Raw genomic sequence first — 21,192 nt, 5'->3', positions numbered from 1 at the left:
CGTCTCCGATGCGTCCGCCCGTCCCGGCCGACGCGCGAGCCGGACCGACCCGAAAGGCCCTCCGTGCGCCGCAACATGCTCTTCCTGATGACCGACCAACACCGGGTGGACACCCTGGGCGCGTACGGCAATCCGCACACGCGCACCCCGAACCTCGACCGGCTCGCGGACGAGGGAACACGGTTCGACAGCTTCTACACTCCTACCGCGATCTGCACCCCGGCGCGCGCCAGTCTGCTCACCGGGGCGGCTCCGTTCCGGCACAAGCTGCTGGCCAACTACGAGCGTAACGTCGGCTATCTTGAGGATCTCTCCGACGGCCAGTTCACCTTCTCCGAGCAGCTTCGTGCCGAGGGCTACAACCTCGGCCTGCTCGGCAAGTGGCACGGCGGCGTGCAGCGCACCGCCGCCGACTACGGCTTCGAGGGCCCCGACCTGGCCGGCTGGCACAACCCCGTGGACCACCCCGACTACCTCGCGTACCTGACGGAGAACGGCCTGCCCCCGTACCGCATTACGGATCCGGTGCGGGGCACCACGCCCAACGGCAGCCCGGGAAACCTCCTTGCCGCCCGCCTCCACCAGCCGGTCGAAGCCACCTTCGAGTACTACCTCGCCACGCGCACCATCGAGATGCTCCATCGCTTCGCCGCGCAGGAGGACCACGGTGACGGGGCGCCGTTCTTCCTGGCCACCCACTTCTTCGGCCCGCATCTGCCGTACATCCTCCCGGACGCTTACTACGACATGTACGACCCCGGGCTGGTCGAACTGCCCGCCTCCGTGGGCGAGACCTTCGCGGCGAAACCGGCCGTCCAGCAGAACTACAGCAAGCTGTGGGCCTTCGACACCATGGCGCTGGAGGAGTCAAGGAAGCTGGTCGCCGTCTACTGGGGCTACGTGACGCTCGTCGACGAGCAGATCGGGCGCATCCTCGACGCCATGCGCGAACTCGGGCTCGACGACCGGACGGCGGTCTTCTTCACCGCCGACCACGGCGAGTTCACCGGCGCCCACCGGCTGCACGACAAGGGGCCGGCCATGTACGAGGACATCTACCGCATCCCCGGGCTGCTGAAGGTCCCAGGCGCCCCGCAGGGCCAGGTGCGCGAGGAGTTCGTCTCCCTCACCGACTGCACCGCCACCATTCTCGACCTGGCGGGCAGCGCGACGGAGCCGGCCGTGGACAGCCGCAGTCTGCTGCCCCTCGTACGCGGTGAGCACCCGCAGTGGGACGAGCACCATCTCGCCGAGTTCCATGGTCACCACTTCCCCTACCCGCAGCGGATGTTGCGCACCAGAAGCCACAAGCTGGTGATCAACCCCGAGTCCTGCAACGAGCTGTACGACCTCGATGCCGACCCCGATGAGCTGCACAACCGCCACGACCACCCGGAACTACTCGGCGTACGCACGGCACTGACCCGGCAGCTGTACGACCTGCTCCGCGAGCGTGGCGACAATTTCTACCACTGGATGACGCCGATGTACGACGTGGAGACGGACTACGACACCACGCTTTCCGCCTTCGAATCCGACGGGCCCGAAGCGCACTCCGGGGCCGGACAGTCATGAACCACATGCCGACAGCACGCCGCAAGCCTTGACGACAAAGGGGACAGCCCAGATGAAGAGATCCGAGAACGGAATACACATCGGCCGACGGTCCGTACTGACCGGCATAGCCGGATCCATGGGAGTGGCCGCGCTGCCCACGGCCACTGCCGAGGCGCTGCCCGCGCAGACACAGTCGCACCCGACGTCTCACTACCCGCAGAACTGGCCCGAACCGGAGCCGTACGGACTCGCGGACGCCCGCCAGGACTTGTGGCCGCAGGAGGACAACTCCTTTACTCTTCCCCTGGAACTCCGGCCCAGAGACAAGGAGTTGGGCCGTGTCTGGATGCGCGACGCCTACGTCAACTGCTTCGTCGTCGACGGCCGCGCGCTCTACGTCGCCACCGGCACCACCCGCGTACCCGGCCTCGCCGTGGCCGGTCCCTGGAACGACGGCATCTTCGTGTGGACGGCACGGTCCCTGCACGGCCCTTGGCAACTGGCCGACACCACCGGCATCCGGCCCGGCGCCGAGCGCGGAAAGGTGTGGTCACCCGAGTTCGTCGGGGAGAACCGCCCCGGCCGCACGGTCGTCGCCCCGTGGCAGGAGTACTGGTACGACGACCAGTTCGGCAAGCGGGGTGAGGCGTGGGCGCCCGAACTGCACTACTTCCGCGGCAAGTGGTACCTCGTCGCGTGCATGGGCGACCACTCCCAGAAGGTCGGCTCATTCCTGCTGGTGAGCGACGGCGGAGTCGCGGGCCCGTACCGCCTCGCCGAAGGCAACCTCGAAAAGCCCTTCGGTGATTCGTTCATCGGCGGGCCCCCGTTCATCAAGCCCGGCGCGTACTACCACATCGACGGCAGCCTCTTCTCGGAAGGAGCCGACGCATGGCTGGTGCTGCACAACAACCTCTACGCCAAGTTCCGTGACGACATGGAGGACATCGTCCCGACGACGAACCTCCCGGCCTTCCAGCAGAAGCCGTACACACCGGAGCCGTACCTGGAGGGTGCCTACGTCTTCAAGCACGGCCGCAAGTACTACCTGGTCCAGGCCGCGTGGGACCGTACCTCGATCGATGCCTACGGCAGCCCCCGCTACACCTACGACGAGGCGGGCACCGGCCGGACGCAGTACCAGTACGACGCGATCGTCGCCGTCGCCGACCGTTTCGAAGGACCGTACTCCGAGCGCTGGACCGCGGGCGTGGGCGCCGGGCACAACAACTTCTTCACGGACCGCGACGGAGACCTGTGGGCGACCTTCTTCCGCAATCCGGCCGCCGGTTACTGGGCCGACCCGTCCCGCACAGGCGATGCCGCGGTGGCCGGCGTCGTACGCCTGGAGTGGACCGGCCCGAAGGGCAACCGTCTGTACGTACGTCGCCGGAGCCAGGCAGCGCTTGAGAAGTAGTCACCGAGCACGCCGGCTACACGGTTGGGGTGGCCCCTGCCGCCAGGGGCAAGGTGTCCCGGCACGGGAGTGTGCACCTATGGCTGCAGTGACCGCCGAGCAGGAGCACGTCGGCGCAGTTGCCGCCCGGGTGGCTGGTGGCTCGTCTCGATTGCTTGGCTGGGTAGTTGATCCGTCGAAGCCGAAGCGGCAGGCTGTCTCCGGGTCGTGATCATGGAGGTGGTTGTGGGGCATCGTCCGGAGGTGTTCGTCCGGCCAGTTGGTCTGGAGGAGGGCCGGCGGCTCCAGCGGATCAGTAGGACGGCGAAGGATCCGGTGAGGCTGCGGCGGGCGATCGTGGTGATGATGTCCGCTCAGGGCAAGTCGGTGCCGGACATCACCTCGTTGACGCAGGTCAGAGCCGACTACGTGCGTGATGTGATCCATGCGTTCAACGAGCGGGGGTTCGACGCGCCGGACCCAAAATGGAGCGGGGGACGCCCCAGGACGATCAGTAGCCGGGTGCGCGAGCACATCTGCCTGATCGCGCGGACGTCCCCCGCCGACTGGGGACTGGCCGGCCTGTCCACGTGGAGCCTGGCCAAACTGGCCGAGCATCTGGTCAAGCAGCAGGTCGTCCCCGCGGTCAGCCGCGAGACGCTGCGGCGGATACTGCGCGAGGGCAAGGTCACCTGGAAGACGACGACCACCTGGAAGTCCTCGAACGACCCGGACTTCATCGCCAAGATGCACCGGATCCTGGCTCTCTACGACACCCCGCCGGCCGACGGGCGGGTGGTCTGTGTGGACAGTTCGGGCCGCTGAACCTGATGCCCCGCAAGGGCAAGGCATGGGGACCGGTCCGCTCACCGCGCCGGCTGCGGGCGACCTACAACCGGTACAACGGGGTGATGCACATGCTCGCGGCCCTCGACCTGGCCACCGGCAAGATCTACTACCACATCCGCGAAAGGAAGCGCTGGCGCGAGTTCCTCGGCCTGCTCAAGGCCCTGCGGGCACGGTGGCCCGGAGAGAAGCTGTATGTCGTGCTGGACAACTTCTCCCCGCACAAGCACCCCAACGTCCGGGCCTGGGCAGCCGCCCACGACAGCGAACTGGTCTTCCTGCCGACCTACGGGTCCTGGCTGAACTGGATCGAGTCCGAATTCGCGGCCCTGCGCTACTTCGCCCTCAACGGCACCGACCACCGCAGCCACAGCGAGCAGAACGCCGCCATCGACGCCTACGTCCGCCACGGACACCCCTGCTCGGGTAGCAGGTCCACACCGAACCGGTCACGCAAGGCCGTCATGTCCCGGCGGTCCTCCTCATCGAGCTCGTACCCCGTGTGACATGCCGCCTGGCCCTGCGCGGTCAGGCACCGCACCGGCTCGCCCTGAAGGGTTCCGTTCCCGCTGAACCAGGCGGCCTCGTATACCCACACCTCGCCGTTCTCCATCGTGTAGTTGCCGTTGCCCTCCCCGTCGAGACATCCTTGTGCGGGCGGGTCTGCTCGCCGAGGAGAGCATCGACTCCCCAGCCGCCGTCCCCGAGCCACACCTCCACACCCTGCGTCTGAAGAGCCCTGATCACAGTCAACGCGTTCGTAGCATCCATCATCATCACGCCAGTATCGCCATAGCCCCGACGGATGCCGTGAGAATTACCTGGTCAACGCTCTGAGCCAAGCCACTAGCGGCCAAACCATCGGCGCAGGCGGCGCCTCCCCGGGCGGCGGGACCGCCGCGTCCGGGCCGCGCTCGGGCCCGCTGCGGTACAGCCGGTCCACCGTGGGTCGTCGGTGACGACCGGTGTCTGGCGGTCGGCCTGAGCGCGGATCTCGATGTGGGACTCGTGGGAGGTGATGCGCGTGGACTCCTCGTAGGAGACCAGCGCGCCGCGTAGAGCGGACCCGGCCAGTCCGCGGCGGAGCACCAGGCGCTTCAGCCAAGTGAAGAACCCCATCACCGGGATCAGACAGCCGGCCACCACCAGGCAGGGGAGGACTTCACTCATGCGTCGCCGCCTTACCGTCCGTGCCCATGGCCTTGACCCCGCCGCCCTTCATGTCATCTCGGATCAGCACCGTGCCGGCGTCCAGGTCGACGTCGAAGGGCGGCTCTTCGGCAGGCCGTACGTTCTTGCGTGTCCGCTCGTCCCGCATCGCCCGCTCAAGTGCACGGTCCACCACCCAGCAGAGCACCGTCAGCGCGCCGATGGCTCCCGCCGCGATGGCCACTGTCTCGATCATTACCGGGCCGACTCCTGCCTTATCCGAAGCGCCGAGCGACCTCACTATAGTAACGTAGCGTTTCTGGAACCTACTGTTACTGAATGATGGTGGGTCAGGTGGGCAGGTTGACGCGGGCCGAGCAGCAGCAGGTCACGCACGAGCGGCTGCTGGAGGCGGGCCGCTCGGTGCTCCAGCGCCGGGGGTTCCTGGCGGCGACGGTCGACGAGATCGCCGAGGAGGCCGGCTACACGCGAGGCGCCGTGTACAAGCACTTCGGAGGCAAGGAGGGCTTGTGGCAGGCCGTCGTCGGTGCCCACACCGAGGCGCATCTGCAGCTGCTCGGCGAAACCCTGGACCGGGTGTCCAGTCGGCAGGAGCTGATCGCCGCACTGATCCCGAGCGCCTTCACCGACGACCAGGATGCGACGAGGTGGAGCACCGCCGCCATGGAGTTCATGGCGGCGGTGACGCGTCACCCCGATGCCGCGGCCGTCTCGGTAGCTGCTCAGCGCCGCCATGAGGAGCAGATCGTCGCCTTGCTGGAGGGCGCTTGCCGGCGCCTGCACATCCAGCCGGCCATGCCCCTGGAGCAGGTTGTCGTGGTGCTGGGCGCGCTGGGCGGCAGCCTTGGTCTGCGGGCGGCGGTCGACCCCGCCACAGATGTGGCTGCCCTCGCCGCGGGCGTCATGACGGTCATGTTCCCCGAGCCGAAGGAGTGAACTCCTCCTCCGGCATCACGCCTCATGGCAACCATGAGTGCATCCCGCCATAGCAAACAGTCAATGGGTTCGGTGTCGGCAAAACCGCTCACCGAGCGGCCTCGGTGCTCTGCAACTGACGTGAGATCGCGCGGTCCGTGGCCCGCACGGCCGGCACGTACGCCGCCGAATCGAACTTCGGGGTCGGCGCGACCACGGACAGCGCCGCGACAACATCCTCCCTGCCGCGAACAGGGGCGGCAGCCGTCGTACGAGGGCTTCTCGGGTCAGCGCGTCGCGCCACGGCGTAGTCGCCGCGCCTGACCTCGGCGAGGCTGCGACGCAAGTCCTCGGCGGTGTGGATGGCGTCTCCGCCGTCACCCGGTGTGAAGTCGCGCACCGCACGCTCCTGGACTTCGACCGGCGCGTTCGCCAGCAGCACGAGGCCGACTCCGGTCGTCGTCAGTGCCATGCGTTCGCCCACTCGGAATCGCACCGGTACGGCGTCGTGCGCGGAGAGCCGTTCGACCAGCAGGGCTTCGTCGTTGTCGCGTACGGCGAGCAGGACGTGCTGGCCGGTGATAGTTCCGCAGGCGTACTCGCGCAGAGCGAGAGCGGCGTCGCCGATCTCGGTCATGCGTCGGTGGAGTCGCATCTGGATCCTGCGTCGGGGAATCCGGGCCTGCAGCACGACCTGCGGAACGGTTTCGGTCAGGCCACACCACAGCGGTTCGAGGTCTCGAAGGTATCGCCACTGCCGGCACGCCTCGATGGCGACCGATACCGGCGTTCGGCATCACATCAGCAGCGGCCTTCGGCAACCAGCTCGATCAGCGGGTGCCGCGCGTCTTTGGGAACCTCGGCCAGTGCCGCATCAGGCCACGTTCGCCCTGTCTATGTCTGGCGGTGTCAGCTCGTGCCGAGTGGCTCGGTCTCGTCGGTTTCGAGCTGGTGGTCCGCCCAGACGTAGCTTTCGGGAAGCAGATCGGTGATGGAGACCGTCCGGAGCCGCTCGCCTGCCCCAACGATGACTTGCAGGGCCGGGAAGTAGTCGAGGAGGACCTGGCGGCACCGTCCGCACGGGGGAACGATCCCTCGATCGCGGTCGCCCACGGAGACGATCGTGTCCAACTCGTAGGCGCCCTGGGCGGCCGCCGTGCCGAGGAGAACCAGCTCGGCGCAGGGGCCGCCGGTGAAGTGGTAGACGTTCACTGCGGTGACGATCCGGCCGTCCTGGGCACGGGCTGCGGCCGCCATGGTGTGGTTATTGCCCCGGCAGCGAGTACGTGCGACGTGGGCCGCGGCCTGGATGAGTTCGTGGTCGACGTGATGGGTCTGCATGGTCATCTTCTCTGCCTTCGTGAGGTGTCAGGCAGATGTTGACCCGCGTGACGATGGCGGGCAAGCGAATATCGGCTTGGTGCTTGTTCCGCCAGATGATGCAGCGGCGGATCATGCTGCCCTGTTCTTTGTGGTCGGCGTGGTCGGTGCCGTCCAGAGTGAAGTAGCGCAGGGCGGCGGTGAACCGGGCCTCGATGCGGTTCAGCCAGGAGGGAGTTGGCAGGGGTGTGGGCGATCTCGACGTTGTTCGCTGCCGCCCAAGTGCCGACCGCTGGCAGCCGGGGTGATCCCCGCAGCCGGCATCGTGTTCCTCCCTGACGCGGCATCGGTCGTCAGTCGAGGCCTTCGAGGATGCGGAAGTCGCGCTCGACGCCGTCAGCAAGTACGGCCAGTGCCTCCTGGTAGGCCGCACTCGTGCGTGCGGCGACCGCCTGTTCGAAACTGTCGAACTCGATCAGGATGGTGCGCTCGGCGATTCCGGCGTCGTGTGCGACGCCCCGGCTGTCGCGGGAGAGCAGCCGCCCGCGCCCGCGGCCCTGACAGCTGGACCGGCCAGCCTGTCGTAGGCAGCAAGCCTCTCAGGGTCTGCGATGGTGCGGTAGACGCTGACCCAGTAGCCCTTGGCCACGGTACCTCCTGTGTTCGGGATTGATGATCAGAAGCATGCTCAGCTCCATGGCAGGCGCGCTGTGGGTCAGCGAGCCGACGGAGAAGGCGTCGAAGTCGGACGGCTTCGATCAACCGGCCGGGGCTGCGATCGGATTGGTCTCGGGTGAGCGTCGGCGGGCGAGGACGAGCCCGAGCCGGTCGAGTCAATGACTGGCCTCGCCGGAAGGGCCGCGGCCCGGACCAGAACGAAGAGGAGCCGACAAGTAGGTACGAGTCGCTACCAGTACGACGTGATCGGCCATCAATCCTGAGCCCCTGCCACAGATGCCGCCAAAACTGGCCGGGCTCTCACCGGAGCAGTTGGACCTGCTGCGGACCGGCACCCTCGCCTTGAGCGCGCAGGCCTCATCGCGTGACCGTGCGCACGATCGCTGCCTGGCCGCTGACTCGGATCCGGTGTCCCGTGCGGTCGCGGTGGGCGGTCGCTGTGATGGTGGACGGGCTGCCGAGGTGATCACCCATGTCGACAGCGAGGTGGTGTGTGCCGAACCGGGCAGCATGCGCTGCCAGGCAGGCCGTGCTGTTGGCGTTGGCGATGTCCTCGGGGACGCCGATCGACGGGGCGAACATCCGGGCTGCTGTTCGGCCGTGTCGGTCCGGGGGCGAGTAGGCGTAGCAGACCAGCAGACCGTAGCGGTCACAGGCTGCGCGCAAAAGGGTTAATTCCGGAGTGAGTTCGGTAAGTGCGGCGCTAGATCGGATGGGCAGCAGAAGCCTCGGCCGCCCGTTCGACGCCACGCAGGCGTCGCCGGGTCCGAGACCCTCGAACGGACGGTGGCCCACGTCCCAAATCGGTTGTGTCCTCCGTCATATGAACGCGACCGGAAAAGCGACTCTCCGACCCTTGATCACGATCTCGCGCGCGGTGCTTCCAGCCCGCTTGCAATGCGACAGATCGGCCGGGGGGACACGGCCAATGCCGCGACTCGTGCCAGTGAACCACGCCTCTCCGAACCATGCCTTGCTGTCGAACGCGGCTCCGCGGAACTGGGCGCCTCGGAATTGCGTCCGCTCAAACCTCGCGTCCTCATAACGCTGTTGCCACGAAGTGGGCGGTGCCCAGGAACGTTGCCTGTTCAAAACTCGCACAACCGTTGAAATGCACGCCGTCGAAATCGGCATCGCCGAGGAACCGTGCCCCGTCGAAACGGGCGGTGCCGAGGAACAGAGCGAGGAGATTCTCGATGATGGACCCGCCACCGCGGCCCGGCGCCGAGCGGCCCGTACGAGCGCACCGGATCACGCTGCGGACGCGGCGGTTCCACCGGCTTCTTCGGCGGCGGCGGGATTTTCGGCGGGTACGAGGGCTGGTCGGGCTCTCACCGGTGTGCAGCGGTGTACTCGTCGCAGCGCCTCCCCGAGGCACTGTGGACCCGCCGGAACAGCCCGTGAACCCATCATAGGGATCGGCATGTCCGAAGAACTGGTAAGAGCCAGGCACCCCACGTCACCCGGAAGGAACCCCACCCATGACCGTTCTCGCCTCCCCCATCCCCCGCTTCCACCTCGCCGTCCCGGTCGACGACCTGGCCGCCGCCCGCCGCTTCTACGGTGAGACGCTCGGCCTGGAGCAGGGCCGCAGCGCCGACACCTGGGTGGACTGGAATCTGCACGGCCACCAGTTCGTCACCCACCTCGCCCCGGCCCGCACCGAACAGATACACAACCCGGTCGACGGCCACGACGTCCCCGTACCGCACTTCGGGCTGATCCTGACCATCGACGCCTTCCACCGGCTCGCCGGCCGGCTGCGCCTCGCGGACACGGAGTTCGTCATCGAGCCCTACGTACGCTTCGCAGGCGAACCCGGCGAGCAGTGGACGATGTTCCTGCTCGACCCGGCCGGCAACGCCCTGGAGTTCAAGGCGTTCGCCGACGACTCCCAGGTATTCGCCGCCTGACATCTCCCGTGCGAGGTGAAGGGCTTCTGGAGGGGCTGCCCGCCTGACCCATCGGGCAGCCCCTGTCCCATAGGTGGTCGCTCATGAAACGCCCGCTCGCCCGGCGGCCCACCTGCGGCGATCATGAAGAACCATCAGTTCGTCGAGGTCGCGCGCACTCTGGGGGTCGAGCTGTTGCCAGCCCATGCGATGCGTCCGACCGACAAGGCGGCCTGCGCATGTGCCTTCGCCGGGGATCCAGTCGTTGCTGCTGGAACTCCTGCCCGATTTCTGCGGTGTTGATGTCGCGGACGGGGACCTGGACCCGCAGGGAGACGCTGTCTGGACGCTTACGGAGAGGGAGCACCTTCTGGCGACCTGGGTTGTCGCGGTGTGGCAGAACCGAAAAGTTGATCAGCATTCGCCTGCCTGGGACCCCGGTGGGCGGCACCGATCCGGTGCTGGAGTCCTACCGAGGTCGGCTCTCCAGCCGCCGCGGGCGGCACGCGGGCAAATGGGCGGTCAACCGCGATCCGCGGGACTGCCATGAGGTCTACTTCGAGGACCCCGAGCGCCCGGGACTCCGGCATGTGCTGAGCTGGAACGGGCTGCCACCGGGAGAAGACGTCCCAGCTTTCTCCGAATACACGCGTACACGAAGCGCTCCGCGCGGCGGCCCGCTCCGGCCTCAAGCCGCATGACGACGGCAAACTGCCGTCTGTATGGCTGGAGTTGATGGCCGCGCGCACGCAGGTCAGGGCCTGGCCAACCCAGATGACCGCCAAGCAAAGAGTGAGCGGGCCCGCGAACTGGCACGGGCTCGCGCCGCTGTCTCTGACCGGCCGCCATTCCCGTTGACGCTCTGCCTCCGCTGGCCGTGACGGTCCCGGGCGGTCTCCCACTAGTGTTCTGAGTCAGGAATTCTGTTCAGATAGCTGGCGAGGCGTTCGAGGATTTCGTCTGCGGTCTTCGTCCAGATGTAGGGCTTTGGGTCGGTGTTCCAGGTGGCGATCCAGTTGCGGATGTCCTTCTCAAGGGCGTGGACGGATTTGTGGACGCCTCGCCGTATCTGCTTGTTGGTGAGTTCGGCGAACCATCGCTCGACGAGGTTGAGCCAGGACGAGCCGGTTGGTGTGAAGTGCAGGTGGAACCGGGGGTGGGCCAGCAGCCACTTCTTGATGGCGGGTGTCTTGTGGGTGGCGTAGTTGTCACAGACGAGGTGGACTTCCAGGTCGCCAGGCACCTCTTTGTCGAGCTTGACTAGGAACTTCTTGAATTCCTCGGCCCGGTGCCTGCGGTGCAGGGAGCTGATCACCTTGCCGGTGGCCACCTCGAGTGCGGCGAACAGCGTGGTGATGCCGGCGCGGACGTAGTCATGGGTCGCCCGCTCGGGAACACCGGGCATCATCGGCAGCACCGGCTGCGACCGATCCAGGGCCTGGATCTGCGACTTCTCATCCACGCAGAACACCAACGCCCGTTCGGGCGGGTCCAAGTAGAGACCGACGACGTCGTGGACCTTGTCGACGAAGTACGGATCGGTTGACAGTTTGAAGGTCTCCGAGCGATGTGGCTGCAGGCCGAACGCCCGCCAGATCCGGGACACCGACGACTGAGACAGACCCATCTCTTTCGCCATCGACCGCGTCGACCAGTGTGTCGCGTTCTTCGGGGTGGATTCCAGCGTCCTGGTGACGACCGCGGCGACCTGGTCGTCCGTCACCGTCCTGGGGCCACCCGGACGTGGCATGTCACCCAGACCTGCGATTCGATATTGCACGAATCGGGCCCGCCAGCGGCCCACCGCCTGTGGTGTGGAACCGAGTTGAGTAGCCACGTCCTTGTTGGAGGTGCCTTCGGCGCAGGCCAGGATGATCCGGCACCGCAATGCCCACGCCTGCGGCGTGGAACGACGCCGCACCCACTCCTCAAGTGCGGCCCGTTCCTCATCCGACAGAGTCAACTCGGCCTTCGGCCGCCCCATCCGCGCCATATAACAAGCCTACACATATACGCGGAATTCCTGACTCGGAACACTAGGGCTTGTTGCGAAAGTGGATCCTGGTCGCCGAGTCCACCTCGTGCCGGTTCACAGGGCGATCACGATTTTGCCGTGAACGTGCCTCTCGGCCTGCGTCGTCACGGCTTCACGGATCTGCTCGACCGGGAAGGTCGCCGCAATCGGAACCGTGATCTCGCCGGCATGGATCGCGTCGGCGATCCGTTCCAGGGCACCCGGACCCGCGTCGAGGGCGCCCGCCTTGCGGACACCGGGCGGCGGGGCGGGGCCGTCGGCTACGACGGAGATCCGCTCGGGTGCCACGCCGAGCTTGAGGGCGGTCTCGGCCGCCTCCCTTCCGAACAGGTCGGTTGCGGCGGTGATCCCCTCGGGCGCCAAGGCCCGCACCCGGTCCGCCAGGCCAGGGCCGTACGCCACGGGTTCCGCGCCGAGCCCGCGCAGGAATCCGAAAGTGCTCTCGGAGGCGGTGCCGAGCACCCGGGCACCCGCAAGCTTCGCCAGCTGCACGGCGAAGATGCCCACGCCACCCGCCGCTCCACCGATCAGGACAGTGTCCCCGGCGCGGAGTTCGATCGCGGCAAGCGCGGCGGCGGCCGTCAGGCCGGACACCGGAAGCGTGGCCGCCACCTCGTCGCCGATGCCATCCGGGGTGGGCCACAGGTCTGCGGCGGGGGTCTTGACCAGCACGAAATCGGCGACGGACCGGCCAATCGCCGCCCCGTACACCCGGTTGCCGACTGCGAATCCGGTGGCTTCGGCGCCCACTTCGTCCACCACTCCGGCGAAGTCGCTGCCGAACCCGGCCGGCAAGGTGATGCCGAACCGCGCCGCCATGTCGGGCCGTGTGGTGATCTGCCAATCCATCGGATTCAGCCCGGCGGCAGTGACCCGGACGCGGACCTCGTCCGGTGCGGCGTGCGGCTCGGGTATCTCCTGCAGTTCGAGTACTTCGGGACCGCCGAATCGCCGGTAGCGGACAGCTTTACTCATCGGTGACCTCTCCTGGCCAGTGATGGGACTTGGTCTTATCGACCGTACACCATTGATGGGACCAAGTCCCGTACACTGTTTCCATGACCCGCTGGCAACCCGACGCACCAGGACGACTCGCCGCCGCTGCCCTCGACCTCTTCGAGCAACAGGGCTACGAGAACACGACCGTGATCGAGATCGCGGAGCACGCCGGGCTCACCAAGAGCACGTTCTTCCGCCACTTCCCGGACAAGCGCGAGGTGCTCTTCGGCGGGGGCACGGTGACCGGTCTCCTCGTCGAAGGGATCGCCTCGGCGCCGCCGGAGTCCGGACCGCTCGACTCGGTGGCGGAGGCCCTCGATGCGCTCGGCCGAACGTTCTTCACCGCCGACCGCCGCGAGTTCAGCGGCCGGCGCCAGGCCGTTCTGAACGCCAATACGGAACTGCGCGAACGTGAAGCCCTGAAGAGGATCGAGCTCACCGCCTCGATGATCGAGGCCCTCAACCGCCGCGGAGTCCCGAGCCTGACCGCGCGTGTGGCCGCGCAACTGGGCACGCTCGCCTGGGAGATCGCCTACGACCAGTGGATCAGCACCGACAACAGTGAGGGCTTCGGCCCGCTGGCACGGCAGGCGCTCGCCGACGTACGCGCGGCCGGAGTCGTGCACTAGGGTCTGTCGCGAAAGCGCTGGTCACAGCCGCTCGTTGATGGCTGCGACCAGCACTGTTGCCTCGTAACGCGCGGCCAGCTTGTCGTATCCCGCGGCTACCGCGCGGTGGCGTTTCAGTCGGTCGATCCCGCACTCCACCGCGTGGCGTTCCTTGTAGTCCTCCCTGCCGAAGGCCGGTGGTCGGCCGCCTAGGAAGCCGAGCTTCTTGCGGTTGCGGACCTGATCGGCCTTCTCCGGGAGGGTGCATTCGATCCTGCGTCTGCGCAGGTAGGAGCGGTTCGCACGGGAGCCGTAGGCTTTGTCGGCTCGAACCCTGTCGGGCGTGGTCCGTGGCCGCCCCGGTCCTGTGCGGGGGACCCGGATGCGCTTCAGGACGGGCTGGAACTGCGGGCTGTCGTGCCGGTGGCCGGCTGTGATCAGCAGCGACAGCGGCTTCTGCCCCTGCTCGGTCGCGAGGTGGATCTTCGTGGTCAGACCACCTCGGGAGCATCCGAATCCATGGTCGTCCGGCTCGGTATCGATCCCTCCGGGAGGTTCGCGCTGGAGATCCCCTTTTTACGCGCGCCAGCGGCGTGCATGTGGGCCCGGCAGACGGTCGAGTTGACGCTCACATCCCAGGTGATAAGGCGTGAAGTGGTGTCCCGTGATGGAAAGAGAACGCGCCGGATCCGACGCGAACGGCCGCCGTCGGCAGAGGGAGACAGCCTTTCTTCTTCCGGAAGAGAAGCCCGCCGACCTACAGCAAGTCAAGGAGACACGCACCGTTTCCGTACGCCTCGCTGAACCGGACCAGCTCCCGCCCGGGTGAATAAACACTCCCTGAGAACCCCGGCCAATCCAAAGCGCGCGTGGCCACGAATGTACTACCAGCAGACCCATCGAGAGGCAGCACCGAAACTGGCCTCATAAACCCAATAGAAAGCCGCACCGCGACACCTCAACGCGCCCTTCCCCATGCCCTGTTCAGGTCGGTATCCCAAGTGCCGCCATCATCTGACACCAAGGGCCTTCCTACGCATGCCCATAGCTTGGGTTTCGAGCGGTTGTTCCAAGGCGGCTGCCTGCGGGCATCTCAAGCTCGCTATTCTCGGCAGCGTGTGCCCACAGGCTGCGGGGATGAACGATCATGCGCTGTCGTCGTCCGGTGCCGGGCGACGACCACTCGCCTCCGAACTGCGGGTGAGTGCTCGCGCTGTCGTAGTGGATCACGCGAGTCGGATCCTTCTGATCCGGCACTGCGACAGCGGCCAGGAATTCCACGTGCTAACTGGAGTACGGGCGGGTTCCCTGAGGGGCTGCTCGGCGCGTCGTTCCATTTCAGCTGGCAGGAGGCTCGATGGGCTCCTACATCGGCCTCTCAGGATGTTGGGCCGTTCTCCTGAATTTCAGGACTCTCTGCTGTAATTTGAACGTCCGTGGCAGATCCCGGGACTCGCGTGCTCTCCCTCGTACCACCTCCCAGCGAACCGTCGCCCGCAGAGGCGGAGTTGCTGGGAGGCGGGCCGGGGCTGAGCGATGTGCTGTTGCTGCAGCACCGGTACGCAGGCGGGGCGGACGAGGAAGACGAGCAGCTGTTCTTCATGGACGCGCTGGTCGAGTACCAGTGGGCGCGAGATGTGGCGGGCCTGGCGTCCTCCACCCTGGACGGCTGACGAAGCCAGTGATCGAGGTGTGCGACCACTACGGTGTCGTACCGTGGCGGCTGACGCCCCGCCACGTCGACGGATACTTCGCCGGAGTCGGCAAACGCCAGGCACCGACGGTGCGATCGAAGCTGAACAGGATCGACCACTTCTTCGCATTCCTGGAGCAACGCTACGCGCACGAGATCTTCCAGCGGTTCGGGGCGGCGGTCGAGTCGCCGATCGATCCATTCAACCGACACGCACACCGCGGCGACTTCGGCCTGCGGGTGCCACCGTCGGCCCGGGCGGTCAACGAGTTCTTCGCTGGCTGGCGGCGGCAGCTGGCGCACGCCCGCAAGGAGGCGGTGGCGTGCAGGGACTACGTGATGGCGAAGTTGATCTACATCTCCGGAGTACGCGCCTCGGAGCTGTGCCAGATGCGCATGAAGGACCTGCACTGGGAGGCCGGCGACTTCGGGCGGTTCGTCGTCCAGGGCAAGGGCGCCCGAGGGTCGGGGCCGCGGCAGCGAGAGGCGTTTCTGTTCGCCGAGGGACGTGAGTTGCTGTGGTGGTACGTGGAGGAAGTCCGCGGGTTGTTCTCAGACGACCCGGAGCACCCTGAGTCGCCGGTCTGGCCCTCAGAGCGCCTGGCGCGAGACCTTGGCGGCATGCCGAACCCTGTCGGCCCCGCGGTGACAACGTCGACGTTACGGAAGGCTCTAGCGAGAGCCTCGGAGGCCCACCTGGCAGGTCCGGTCGAGCGGATCTTTCCTCATCTGCTTCGGCATGCCTGTGCCACACACCGTTACGAGGCGGGGATGTCGCTGTGGGAGGTGCAGAAGTTGCTCGGCCATGACTGGACGACGACCACGGTTCGGTACATTTTGTCCGCTCAGAGTGACCCAGAGATGGCCAGCCGACGTTCGTCGGCTCGGGCCGCACAACGATTGCGCGTGGACACGGGGGGTCTGTCGTGAAATGGAACCTACGGTGGGCGGCGGCCAACCGAGGCATCTGGAGGCCCAGTGACCTGATGCCCGTGTTCAAGGAAGTCGGCTTCACTCCGTCGATGTCGAAGGTCTCCGCGCTCTGGTCGGGCACACCGGTAACGGTGCGGTTGGACGACCTGGACCTGATCTGCGCTGCTCTTCAGTGCACGGTCGCGGACCTACTCGTCGCCGAACCTGCAGCCGGGAAGACGCCGGTGGCCCAGGACGAGGGGCTCGCTACGGCTTCGGGTGAGTCGCCCAGGCCAGTGCCGCGCCGGTCCACCGGGGCGGGGCGGCCCAGGTCACTCCCACCGAACTGAGGTGGCCCCAAGACGAAAGCGCCTGCCCTCGCTGGGGCAGTGCGCCGGCTGCCTCGGCTGGGGGCTGCGGGTCCAGTCACCGTTCTGCTCCCCCTGCCACCAGTGGCGCTCCAAACGAAACCACCCGGAGGGCCAGTGCAGACGGTGTAAGCGGCTGTGGCGCATCAACGATGAAGGCTTCTGCCGGGCGTGTGTCGTAGCCGTCACCGAGTACGACGCGGCCTGGTACTTCGAACCCGCACAGGCCGCGGAACAGCCGACATGGACGCAGCTCGCGTTCTGTCTGCCCGCTTCCGTCCGTCGGCCTGCCTTGCCCACCGGTACCTACCGCCTGCAGACTGATGGCCGCTACCACGCACCTGGCTGGGCACGCGCGCAGCGCCCCGCCCACGTCGTGGACGACAAGCAGATCTGTCCGCCAGCAGTGCGTGGACAGGTTGCCCTGTTCCCTGCGCCGTACCGGCTGCTGGAGCTCCACGCCGTCGCGATTCGCAGCCGATTCCAAGACGATCTGATCCGACTCAAACCGCTGGTCGGTCAAGTGCACGGCCGAGCACTGCCTCGGGCGTGCCTGGCGCGTCAGTGCCATGAACATGCTGGCCCTTGCGCTGGCGGCGCGCGACGCGGCCGGCCAGGACCTGGTCGACGCCGCGATCCTTGACGCCCTGCCTCACCGGCCCGTCGGAGTCACCCGGGTCCTGAACAAGGCTGGCTGGCTCGCCCCTGACCTGGACCGCGAGGTGGCCCTGCTGCCGCACGCCCAGCGGGCCCGCCCCCAACCTCAGCCACGAAGTTGCGACCACTGCCTCTCGTGGGGCCGAAACCAAGTGTGCGACGCCTGTAGAAGCTGGCGTCGTGTCTACGCTGACCAGCGAGGATGTTGCGGTCAGTGTGGCGCCGGGCCGCTTCCCCTGCGGAACGGTCGATGCCGCGACTGCACTCGACAGCGCCTTCACCTGGGTCCTGACACCGACGCCTCAACCTGGCGACAACTACGGTTTGCCGGACCGTCCTTGGCGAACGGCAGCGCGACCCGTCGCGAGCTCCTCGCGGATCGCCCGGAGCTCAACCCGCCAGCCGTACTTGAGGGTCAGGCGACGATCTTTGAGATCGAGCGGGACTGGCGCCCGCTGTCCGGAGCCCTGCTGCCGGCCCCGCTACCGCCGGTGAAGGCCCTGCTGGCGGACTTCGCCCGATACACCTCCGAGAACCGCTGGAACCAGAAAGTCCACGAGCCGATGGCTCGGGTTCTACGAGTGGCCGCCACCTGGCTGGGCGCCGACACTGTCTTCCGCAAGGATGAGCTTCGGGCAATGCACCGCGTGTTCGGCGGCAAGGGGCGCATTCGCGGGCTTCTCGCCTTCCTGGACCAACGCGAACAGCTCGTCACCTCGCCGCCGCGGCGCAACCGCCACGAGGCTTTCGTCCACCGCACCATTGCCGCCTTCCCTCCACGAATCAGCGACGAACTCGGCACGTGGGTTGGGGTCTTGCGTGGCGCCAGCAGGCCCCACCACCGCGTCACCGACTACGCCACTATGCGCCGCTACCTCATCTACCTGGCCGCGCCACTCGCTGACTGGACCACCCGCTACACCACCTTGCGTCAGGTGACGGAGGCTGACGTCACAACCGCGGTCACCGCGGTCAAAGGGCCCCGCGCCCACGAGCGCGCTGTGGCGATCCGGTCGCTCTTTCGAGCCCTGAAACACACCAAGCTCGTCTTCGCCGACCCCACCCGCGGCGTTCGCCTAACCCGTCAGGAATTGTTGCCCACAGCTCTGGCCCCCGACCGGCTGGCCGGGCTCTTGGAAACCAGCTCCAACCCGGCTACCCGTCTGGTTCTCGCCCTGGTCGCCCTCCACGCAACAAGCGGCACCGACCTGCGCAACCTCGTCCTCTCCGACGTGCTGCTCACCCGACGGCAACTTCTGATCCGCCGCCCCCACGGCCGTCACGTCGTCCACCTCGACAACACCACAGCTGACCTACTGCACGCCTGGCTCCGCTACCGCCATCAGTGTTGGCCACGCACCGTCAACGCGCACCTCCTGGTCACTCAACAGACCGCCAGCGCGACCGATCCTGTCTCCGCGGACTACGTCTACAGGCGCTTCGATCGCGCCGGTCTGACTCTGCGCGCAGTTCGCGCCGACAGAATCCTGGACGAGGCCCGCGAGACCGAAGATCCCGTCCACCTCGTCCGTATCTTCGGAATCTCCATCACCACTGCCATGAAGTACATCCACGCTGCCCACCCCCACCGCGCCGGCCCTGTTCCTCACTGAGGCAGACGGCCGCCCCCGGAAAGCACGTCCACCCCCAAATAGCGTCATTCCAGGACCCTGACATGCCTTCACGATGGCGGCAGCTCAGTGTTTAGTCTCTCGGTAGGCACTCGCTCGATGCGGATCCAGCCCCTCCAGCCCCGCTCCTCCAGGATCGCCCGGAGTCGCTCGGCGACCGGTGAGGAGTTGGCCGTGGTCGAGTCCAGCAGGTCGACGAACTGGTCGTCGATGCCGTCGTCGGCACCCACCTCGCCGGCCTCCTCAGCGCGAATCATCAAGCGCTCCATGATGTCGGCGACCTCGACGATCTGCGGATCGTCGGTCGGCCAGTCGAGTGCCCCGCTGAGAAGGCTGTAGAGCTTCACCATGTCGGGGTCGTCCAGCTCCACGTGCTTCTCGGCGATCACGGCGTCGATCGAGTGCGGCAACTGGGCGGCGATCATGATCCAGGCGTCCCGCTCCATCTCGATGTACCGCTCCTCAACTCCGAGACCGCGCAGCCGGTCGAGGTAGTCCACGACGCTCTGCGGAAGCGCCAGGTGCTCTCCGGCGGCAAGCCTGGCGAGTCGGCTGCGAGTGTCCTGCAGCCGCCGGATCTCGGCGCGCAGTGTCTTGTCGATCTCCTGGACGCCGCCGGCGAAGTCCTCCGGGCCGGCGGCGAGGAGTTCCTGTACCCGGGCCAGCGGCACGCCGGCGTCTGCGAGGGTGCGGATCCGGATCAGTCGCACGACCGCGGCAGCGTCGTAGGTCCGGTATCCGGACCGGTCGCGCTCGGGCTCCGGCAGCAACCCGATCCGGTGGTAGTGGCGTACGGCCCGCACCGTCACCCCGGCGTACGCCGCAAGCTGGCTGATGGTGAGCATGGGTCTCAGCCTGCCTCAGGCGATCTTCCGGCGATAGGCGGTCATCGCGAAGATGTACGCCACGACGAGGATGCCGATGCACCATGCGAGGGCGGTCCAGATGTCGTCGCCGACCGGCTTCTGGGCGAACAGGTTGCGGATCGTGTTGACGATCGACGTAACCGGCTGATGTTCGGCGAACCAGCGCACCGGGCCGGGCATCGTCTTTGTGGGCACGAACGCCGAGCTGACGAAGGGCAGAAAGATGAGGGGGTAGGCGAACGCGCCGGCTCCCTCGACCGATGACGCGGAGAGCCCGGGGATCACGGCGAGCCAGGTCAGCGCCAGGATGAACAGGAGCAGGATGCCAGTGACCGCGAGCCATGCTGACACTCCTGCCCCTGAGCGGAAGCCCATGAGCACAGCGACGCCCACGACGAGCACGAGGGCGATCAGGTTGGCGACCAGGGAGGTGACGACGTGGGCCCACAGCACACCCGACCGCGCGATCGGCATGGACTGGAATCGTTCGAAGATCCCGCTCTTCACATCGGTGAACAGCCGGTACGCGGTGTAGGAGATGCCTGAGGCGATGGTCATGAGCAGGATGCCGGGCAGCATGTAGTTCACGTACGGAACCGACCGGGTATCGATGGCGCCGCCGAACACGTAGACGAACATCAGCATCATGGCGACCGGCGTGATGGCGGTCGTGATGATGGTGTCCATGCTGCGTGTGACATGGCGCAGGGTCCGCCCCGTGAGCGCGGCAGTGTCGCTGAAGAAGTACGTGGTCATCCTTGTCCCCCAGTTGTCGTGCCAGTGACGTCGCTCTTGTCGGTGCCCCCGATGACTGCGAGGAAGATCTCCTCGAGAGTCGGCTGCTTCTTGACGTACTCGACCTTGGCTGGTGGGAAGAGTTGCTTGAGCTCGGTGAGGGTGCCGTTCACGATGATCCGACCCTGGTGGAGGATCGCGATTCGGTCGGCCAGCTGCTCGGCCTCGTCCAGGTACTGCGTGGTGAGCAGCACCGTAGTTCCGTGGCCGGCGAGCTCCTTGACCGCCTCCCACACCTCGATGCGCGCCTCGGGGTCGAGTCCGGCCGTCGGCTCGTCCAGGAAAATCACCGGCGAATTCCCGATGAGGCTCATCGCGATGTCCAGCCGGCGGCGCATCCCACCCGAATACGTGGACACTCTCCGCGCGCCCGCCTCGCTCAGCAAGAAACGCCTCAGCAGGTCATCCGCAGTCGCGCCAGGGTCCTTGATGTGGCGCAGCCTGGCGACCAGGGCGAGGTTCTCCCGACCGCTGAGGATCTCGTCGACGGCCGCGAACTGCCCGGTGAGACTGATGGACTCCCGCACGTTCGCCGCTTGCGTGGCGACGTCGAAGCCATGGACGCTCGCCGCCCCCGCGTCGGCTTTCAGGAGCGTGGCGAGGATCCTCACGGTCGTGGTCTTGCCCGCCCCGTTGGAACCGAGCAGGGCGAAGATGGTGCCCGGCACCACGTCGAAGTCCACACCGCGCAGCACTTCGAGCTTCCCGTACGACTTCTTGAGACCTTGCATGCGAATCGCCGGACCGGCGATCGATTGTGCTGTCATGGTCATCTGCCTCCTTCGCGGAGTTGTTCCAGGCGACTGCGCGGAAGCTCCTCCCGGGAGGATGGAGGGTTGACCTAGCGTCAAGGT

Annotated in this window: 23 protein-coding genes and 4 pseudogenes; 11 read left to right on the top strand and 16 right to left on the bottom strand. The window is 67.0% G+C overall.

Going from position 1 to position 21,192, the window contains the following annotated elements:
- The first annotated feature begins 75 nt into the window (after positions 1-75).
- From OHB13_RS36480 to OHB13_RS36465, 4 genes are all read left to right on the top strand, one after another.
- Positions 76-1,575: a sulfatase-like hydrolase/transferase gene (locus tag OHB13_RS36480; protein ID WP_328380480.1), complete on the top strand. Its 1,500-nt coding sequence runs from the start codon at positions 76-78 to the stop codon at positions 1,573-1,575.
- Positions 1,576-1,627: 52 nt separating this feature from the next.
- On the top strand, positions 1,628-2,974 hold the full coding sequence (locus tag OHB13_RS36475) for a family 43 glycosylhydrolase (RefSeq protein WP_328380057.1): 1,347 nt from the start codon (positions 1,628-1,630) through the stop codon (positions 2,972-2,974).
- 225 nt (positions 2,975-3,199) lie between these two features.
- On the top strand, positions 3,200-3,778 hold the full coding sequence (locus OHB13_RS36470; protein ID WP_328380056.1) for a helix-turn-helix domain-containing protein: 579 nt from the start codon (positions 3,200-3,202) through the stop codon (positions 3,776-3,778).
- Between the two features lie 5 nt (positions 3,779-3,783).
- A complete protein-coding gene (locus tag OHB13_RS36465; protein WP_328380055.1) occupies positions 3,784-4,305 on the top strand; it encodes a transposase in 522 nt (173 codons plus the stop codon).
- 8 nt (positions 4,306-4,313) lie between these two features.
- Here the strand turns inward: OHB13_RS36465 and OHB13_RS38850 are convergent.
- The 4 genes and pseudogenes from OHB13_RS38850 to OHB13_RS36455 all read right to left on the bottom strand — a co-directional run.
- Positions 4,314-4,412: pseudogene (locus tag OHB13_RS38850) on the bottom strand (hypothetical protein); the annotation flags it as partial.
- Positions 4,413-4,453: 41 nt separating this feature from the next.
- Positions 4,454-4,570 (bottom strand): annotated as a pseudogene (locus OHB13_RS38845) (nucleotidyltransferase domain-containing protein); the annotation flags it as partial.
- Positions 4,571-4,645: 75 nt separating this feature from the next.
- The gene (locus OHB13_RS36460; RefSeq protein ID WP_328380054.1) at positions 4,646-4,969 is read right to left on the bottom strand and encodes a hypothetical protein; all 324 of its coding nucleotides are present in this window, start codon (positions 4,967-4,969) and stop codon (positions 4,646-4,648) included.
- Positions 4,962-5,204 (bottom strand): hypothetical protein, encoded by a 243-nt coding sequence (locus OHB13_RS36455; protein WP_328380053.1) that lies wholly within the window; start codon positions 5,202-5,204, stop codon positions 4,962-4,964. Before OHB13_RS36455 ends, OHB13_RS36460 begins: the two co-directional genes overlap by 8 nt.
- A gap of 98 nt (positions 5,205-5,302) precedes the next feature.
- On the opposite strand from OHB13_RS36455, the gene OHB13_RS36450 reads away from it, so the two are divergent.
- Entirely contained in the window at positions 5,303-5,905 is a 603-nt protein-coding gene (locus OHB13_RS36450; protein ID WP_328380052.1) for a TetR/AcrR family transcriptional regulator, read from the top strand.
- A gap of 88 nt (positions 5,906-5,993) precedes the next feature.
- On the opposite strand, the gene OHB13_RS36445 is transcribed toward OHB13_RS36450, so the two are convergent.
- From OHB13_RS36445 to OHB13_RS38840, 6 genes and pseudogenes are all read right to left on the bottom strand, one after another.
- A complete protein-coding gene (locus OHB13_RS36445; protein ID WP_328380479.1) occupies positions 5,994-6,656 on the bottom strand; it encodes an IclR family transcriptional regulator domain-containing protein in 663 nt (220 codons plus the stop codon).
- A 137-nt stretch (positions 6,657-6,793) separates the two neighbouring features.
- Positions 6,794-7,231, bottom strand: a complete 438-nt coding sequence (locus OHB13_RS36440) for a cytidine deaminase family protein (protein ID WP_328380051.1) — start codon at positions 7,229-7,231, stop codon at positions 6,794-6,796.
- 28 nt (positions 7,232-7,259) lie between these two features.
- Positions 7,260-7,506: pseudogene (locus tag OHB13_RS36435) on the bottom strand (IS630 family transposase); the annotation flags it as partial.
- A 51-nt stretch (positions 7,507-7,557) separates the two neighbouring features.
- A pseudogene (locus OHB13_RS36430) lies at positions 7,558-7,853 on the bottom strand (DUF1330 domain-containing protein).
- A gap of 386 nt (positions 7,854-8,239) precedes the next feature.
- On the bottom strand, positions 8,240-8,632 hold the full coding sequence (locus OHB13_RS36425) for a PhzF family phenazine biosynthesis protein (RefSeq protein ID WP_328380478.1): 393 nt from the start codon (positions 8,630-8,632) through the stop codon (positions 8,240-8,242).
- Positions 8,633-8,921: 289 nt separating this feature from the next.
- The gene (locus tag OHB13_RS38840) at positions 8,922-9,137 is read right to left on the bottom strand and encodes a pentapeptide repeat-containing protein (RefSeq protein ID WP_405755496.1); all 216 of its coding nucleotides are present in this window, start codon (positions 9,135-9,137) and stop codon (positions 8,922-8,924) included.
- 226 nt (positions 9,138-9,363) lie between these two features.
- Between OHB13_RS38840 and OHB13_RS36420 the strand changes: the two genes are divergently transcribed.
- Complete coding sequence (locus OHB13_RS36420; protein WP_328380050.1) at positions 9,364-9,795, top strand: VOC family protein; 432 nt, start codon at positions 9,364-9,366, stop codon at positions 9,793-9,795.
- 880 nt (positions 9,796-10,675) lie between these two features.
- Here OHB13_RS36420 and OHB13_RS36415 read toward each other — a convergent pair.
- Both OHB13_RS36415 and OHB13_RS36410 read right to left on the bottom strand, forming a co-directional pair.
- Entirely contained in the window at positions 10,676-11,758 is a 1,083-nt protein-coding gene (locus OHB13_RS36415) for an IS630 family transposase (protein WP_328380477.1), read from the bottom strand.
- Between the two features lie 105 nt (positions 11,759-11,863).
- A complete protein-coding gene (locus tag OHB13_RS36410; protein WP_328380049.1) occupies positions 11,864-12,784 on the bottom strand; it encodes an NADP-dependent oxidoreductase in 921 nt (306 codons plus the stop codon).
- 83 nt (positions 12,785-12,867) lie between these two features.
- Between OHB13_RS36410 and OHB13_RS36405 the strand changes: the two genes are divergently transcribed.
- Positions 12,868-13,437 carry a TetR/AcrR family transcriptional regulator gene (locus OHB13_RS36405; protein WP_328380048.1) on the top strand — a complete coding sequence of 190 codons (570 nt, stop codon included), beginning with the start codon at positions 12,868-12,870 and terminating at the stop codon, positions 13,435-13,437.
- Between the two features lie 21 nt (positions 13,438-13,458).
- Here OHB13_RS36405 and OHB13_RS36400 read toward each other — a convergent pair whose 3' ends face one another.
- Positions 13,459-13,899 carry a transposase gene (locus tag OHB13_RS36400; RefSeq protein WP_328380476.1) on the bottom strand — a complete coding sequence of 147 codons (441 nt, stop codon included), beginning with the start codon at positions 13,897-13,899 and terminating at the stop codon, positions 13,459-13,461.
- A 953-nt stretch (positions 13,900-14,852) separates the two neighbouring features.
- Between OHB13_RS36400 and OHB13_RS36395 the strand changes: the two genes are divergently transcribed.
- From OHB13_RS36395 to OHB13_RS36380, 4 genes are all read left to right on the top strand, one after another.
- Complete coding sequence (locus tag OHB13_RS36395; protein ID WP_328380047.1) at positions 14,853-15,089, top strand: hypothetical protein; 237 nt, start codon at positions 14,853-14,855, stop codon at positions 15,087-15,089.
- A gap of 8 nt (positions 15,090-15,097) precedes the next feature.
- The gene (locus OHB13_RS36390) at positions 15,098-16,039 is read left to right on the top strand and encodes a tyrosine-type recombinase/integrase (RefSeq protein WP_328380046.1); all 942 of its coding nucleotides are present in this window, start codon (positions 15,098-15,100) and stop codon (positions 16,037-16,039) included.
- Positions 16,036-16,371, top strand: a complete 336-nt coding sequence (locus OHB13_RS36385) for a helix-turn-helix domain-containing protein (protein WP_328380045.1) — start codon at positions 16,036-16,038, stop codon at positions 16,369-16,371. The genes OHB13_RS36390 and OHB13_RS36385 overlap by 4 nt, the downstream gene beginning before the upstream one ends.
- Before the next feature lie 1,013 nt (positions 16,372-17,384).
- The gene (locus OHB13_RS36380; protein WP_328380044.1) at positions 17,385-18,659 is read left to right on the top strand and encodes a hypothetical protein; all 1,275 of its coding nucleotides are present in this window, start codon (positions 17,385-17,387) and stop codon (positions 18,657-18,659) included.
- Positions 18,660-18,727: 68 nt separating this feature from the next.
- Here the strand turns inward: OHB13_RS36380 and OHB13_RS36375 are convergent, their stop codons facing one another.
- The 3 genes from OHB13_RS36375 to OHB13_RS36365 are packed head-to-tail and all read right to left on the bottom strand — an operon-like array spanning position 18,728 to position 21,105.
- A complete protein-coding gene (locus tag OHB13_RS36375) occupies positions 18,728-19,522 on the bottom strand; it encodes a MerR family transcriptional regulator (protein WP_328380043.1) in 795 nt (264 codons plus the stop codon).
- 15 nt (positions 19,523-19,537) lie between these two features.
- Entirely contained in the window at positions 19,538-20,299 is a 762-nt protein-coding gene (locus OHB13_RS36370) for an ABC transporter permease (RefSeq protein WP_328380042.1), read from the bottom strand.
- Positions 20,296-21,105, bottom strand: coding sequence for an ABC transporter ATP-binding protein (locus OHB13_RS36365; RefSeq protein WP_328380041.1), 810 nt, complete (start codon positions 21,103-21,105; stop codon positions 20,296-20,298). The genes OHB13_RS36370 and OHB13_RS36365 overlap by 4 nt, the downstream gene beginning before the upstream one ends.
- Between the last annotated feature and the right edge of the window lie 87 nt (positions 21,106-21,192).

The organism is Streptomyces sp. NBC_00440 (assembly GCF_036014215.1).
Classification (GTDB): Bacteria; Actinomycetota; Actinomycetes; order Streptomycetales; family Streptomycetaceae; genus Streptomyces.
Note: the sequence above shows the minus strand (reverse complement) of the source record. Positions and strands in the feature narration are given on the sequence as shown.

Coding starts and splice junctions, on each gene's coding strand:
- OHB13_RS36480 (WP_328380480.1), top strand. CDS start 76: ATGCTCTTCCTGATGACCGACCAACACCGGGTGGACACCCTGGGCGCG.
- OHB13_RS36475 (WP_328380057.1), top strand. CDS start 1,628: ATGAAGAGATCCGAGAACGGAATACACATCGGCCGACGGTCCGTACTG.
- OHB13_RS36465 (WP_328380055.1), top strand. CDS start 3,784: ATGCCCCGCAAGGGCAAGGCATGGGGACCGGTCCGCTCACCGCGCCGG.
- OHB13_RS36460 (WP_328380054.1), bottom strand. CDS start 4,969: ATGAGTGAAGTCCTCCCCTGCCTGGTGGTGGCCGGCTGTCTGATCCCG.
- OHB13_RS36455 (WP_328380053.1), bottom strand. CDS start 5,204: ATGATCGAGACAGTGGCCATCGCGGCGGGAGCCATCGGCGCGCTGACG.
- OHB13_RS36440 (WP_328380051.1), bottom strand. CDS start 7,231: ATGACCATGCAGACCCATCACGTCGACCACGAACTCATCCAGGCCGCG.
- OHB13_RS36420 (WP_328380050.1), top strand. CDS start 9,364: ATGACCGTTCTCGCCTCCCCCATCCCCCGCTTCCACCTCGCCGTCCCG.
- OHB13_RS36415 (WP_328380477.1), bottom strand. CDS start 11,758: ATGGGGCGGCCGAAGGCCGAGTTGACTCTGTCGGATGAGGAACGGGCC.
- OHB13_RS36410 (WP_328380049.1), bottom strand. CDS start 12,784: ATGAGTAAAGCTGTCCGCTACCGGCGATTCGGCGGTCCCGAAGTACTC.
- OHB13_RS36405 (WP_328380048.1), top strand. CDS start 12,868: ATGACCCGCTGGCAACCCGACGCACCAGGACGACTCGCCGCCGCTGCC.
- OHB13_RS36375 (WP_328380043.1), bottom strand. CDS start 19,522: ATGCTCACCATCAGCCAGCTTGCGGCGTACGCCGGGGTGACGGTGCGG.
- OHB13_RS36370 (WP_328380042.1), bottom strand. CDS start 20,299: ATGACCACGTACTTCTTCAGCGACACTGCCGCGCTCACGGGGCGGACC.
- OHB13_RS36365 (WP_328380041.1), bottom strand. CDS start 21,105: ATGACAGCACAATCGATCGCCGGTCCGGCGATTCGCATGCAAGGTCTC.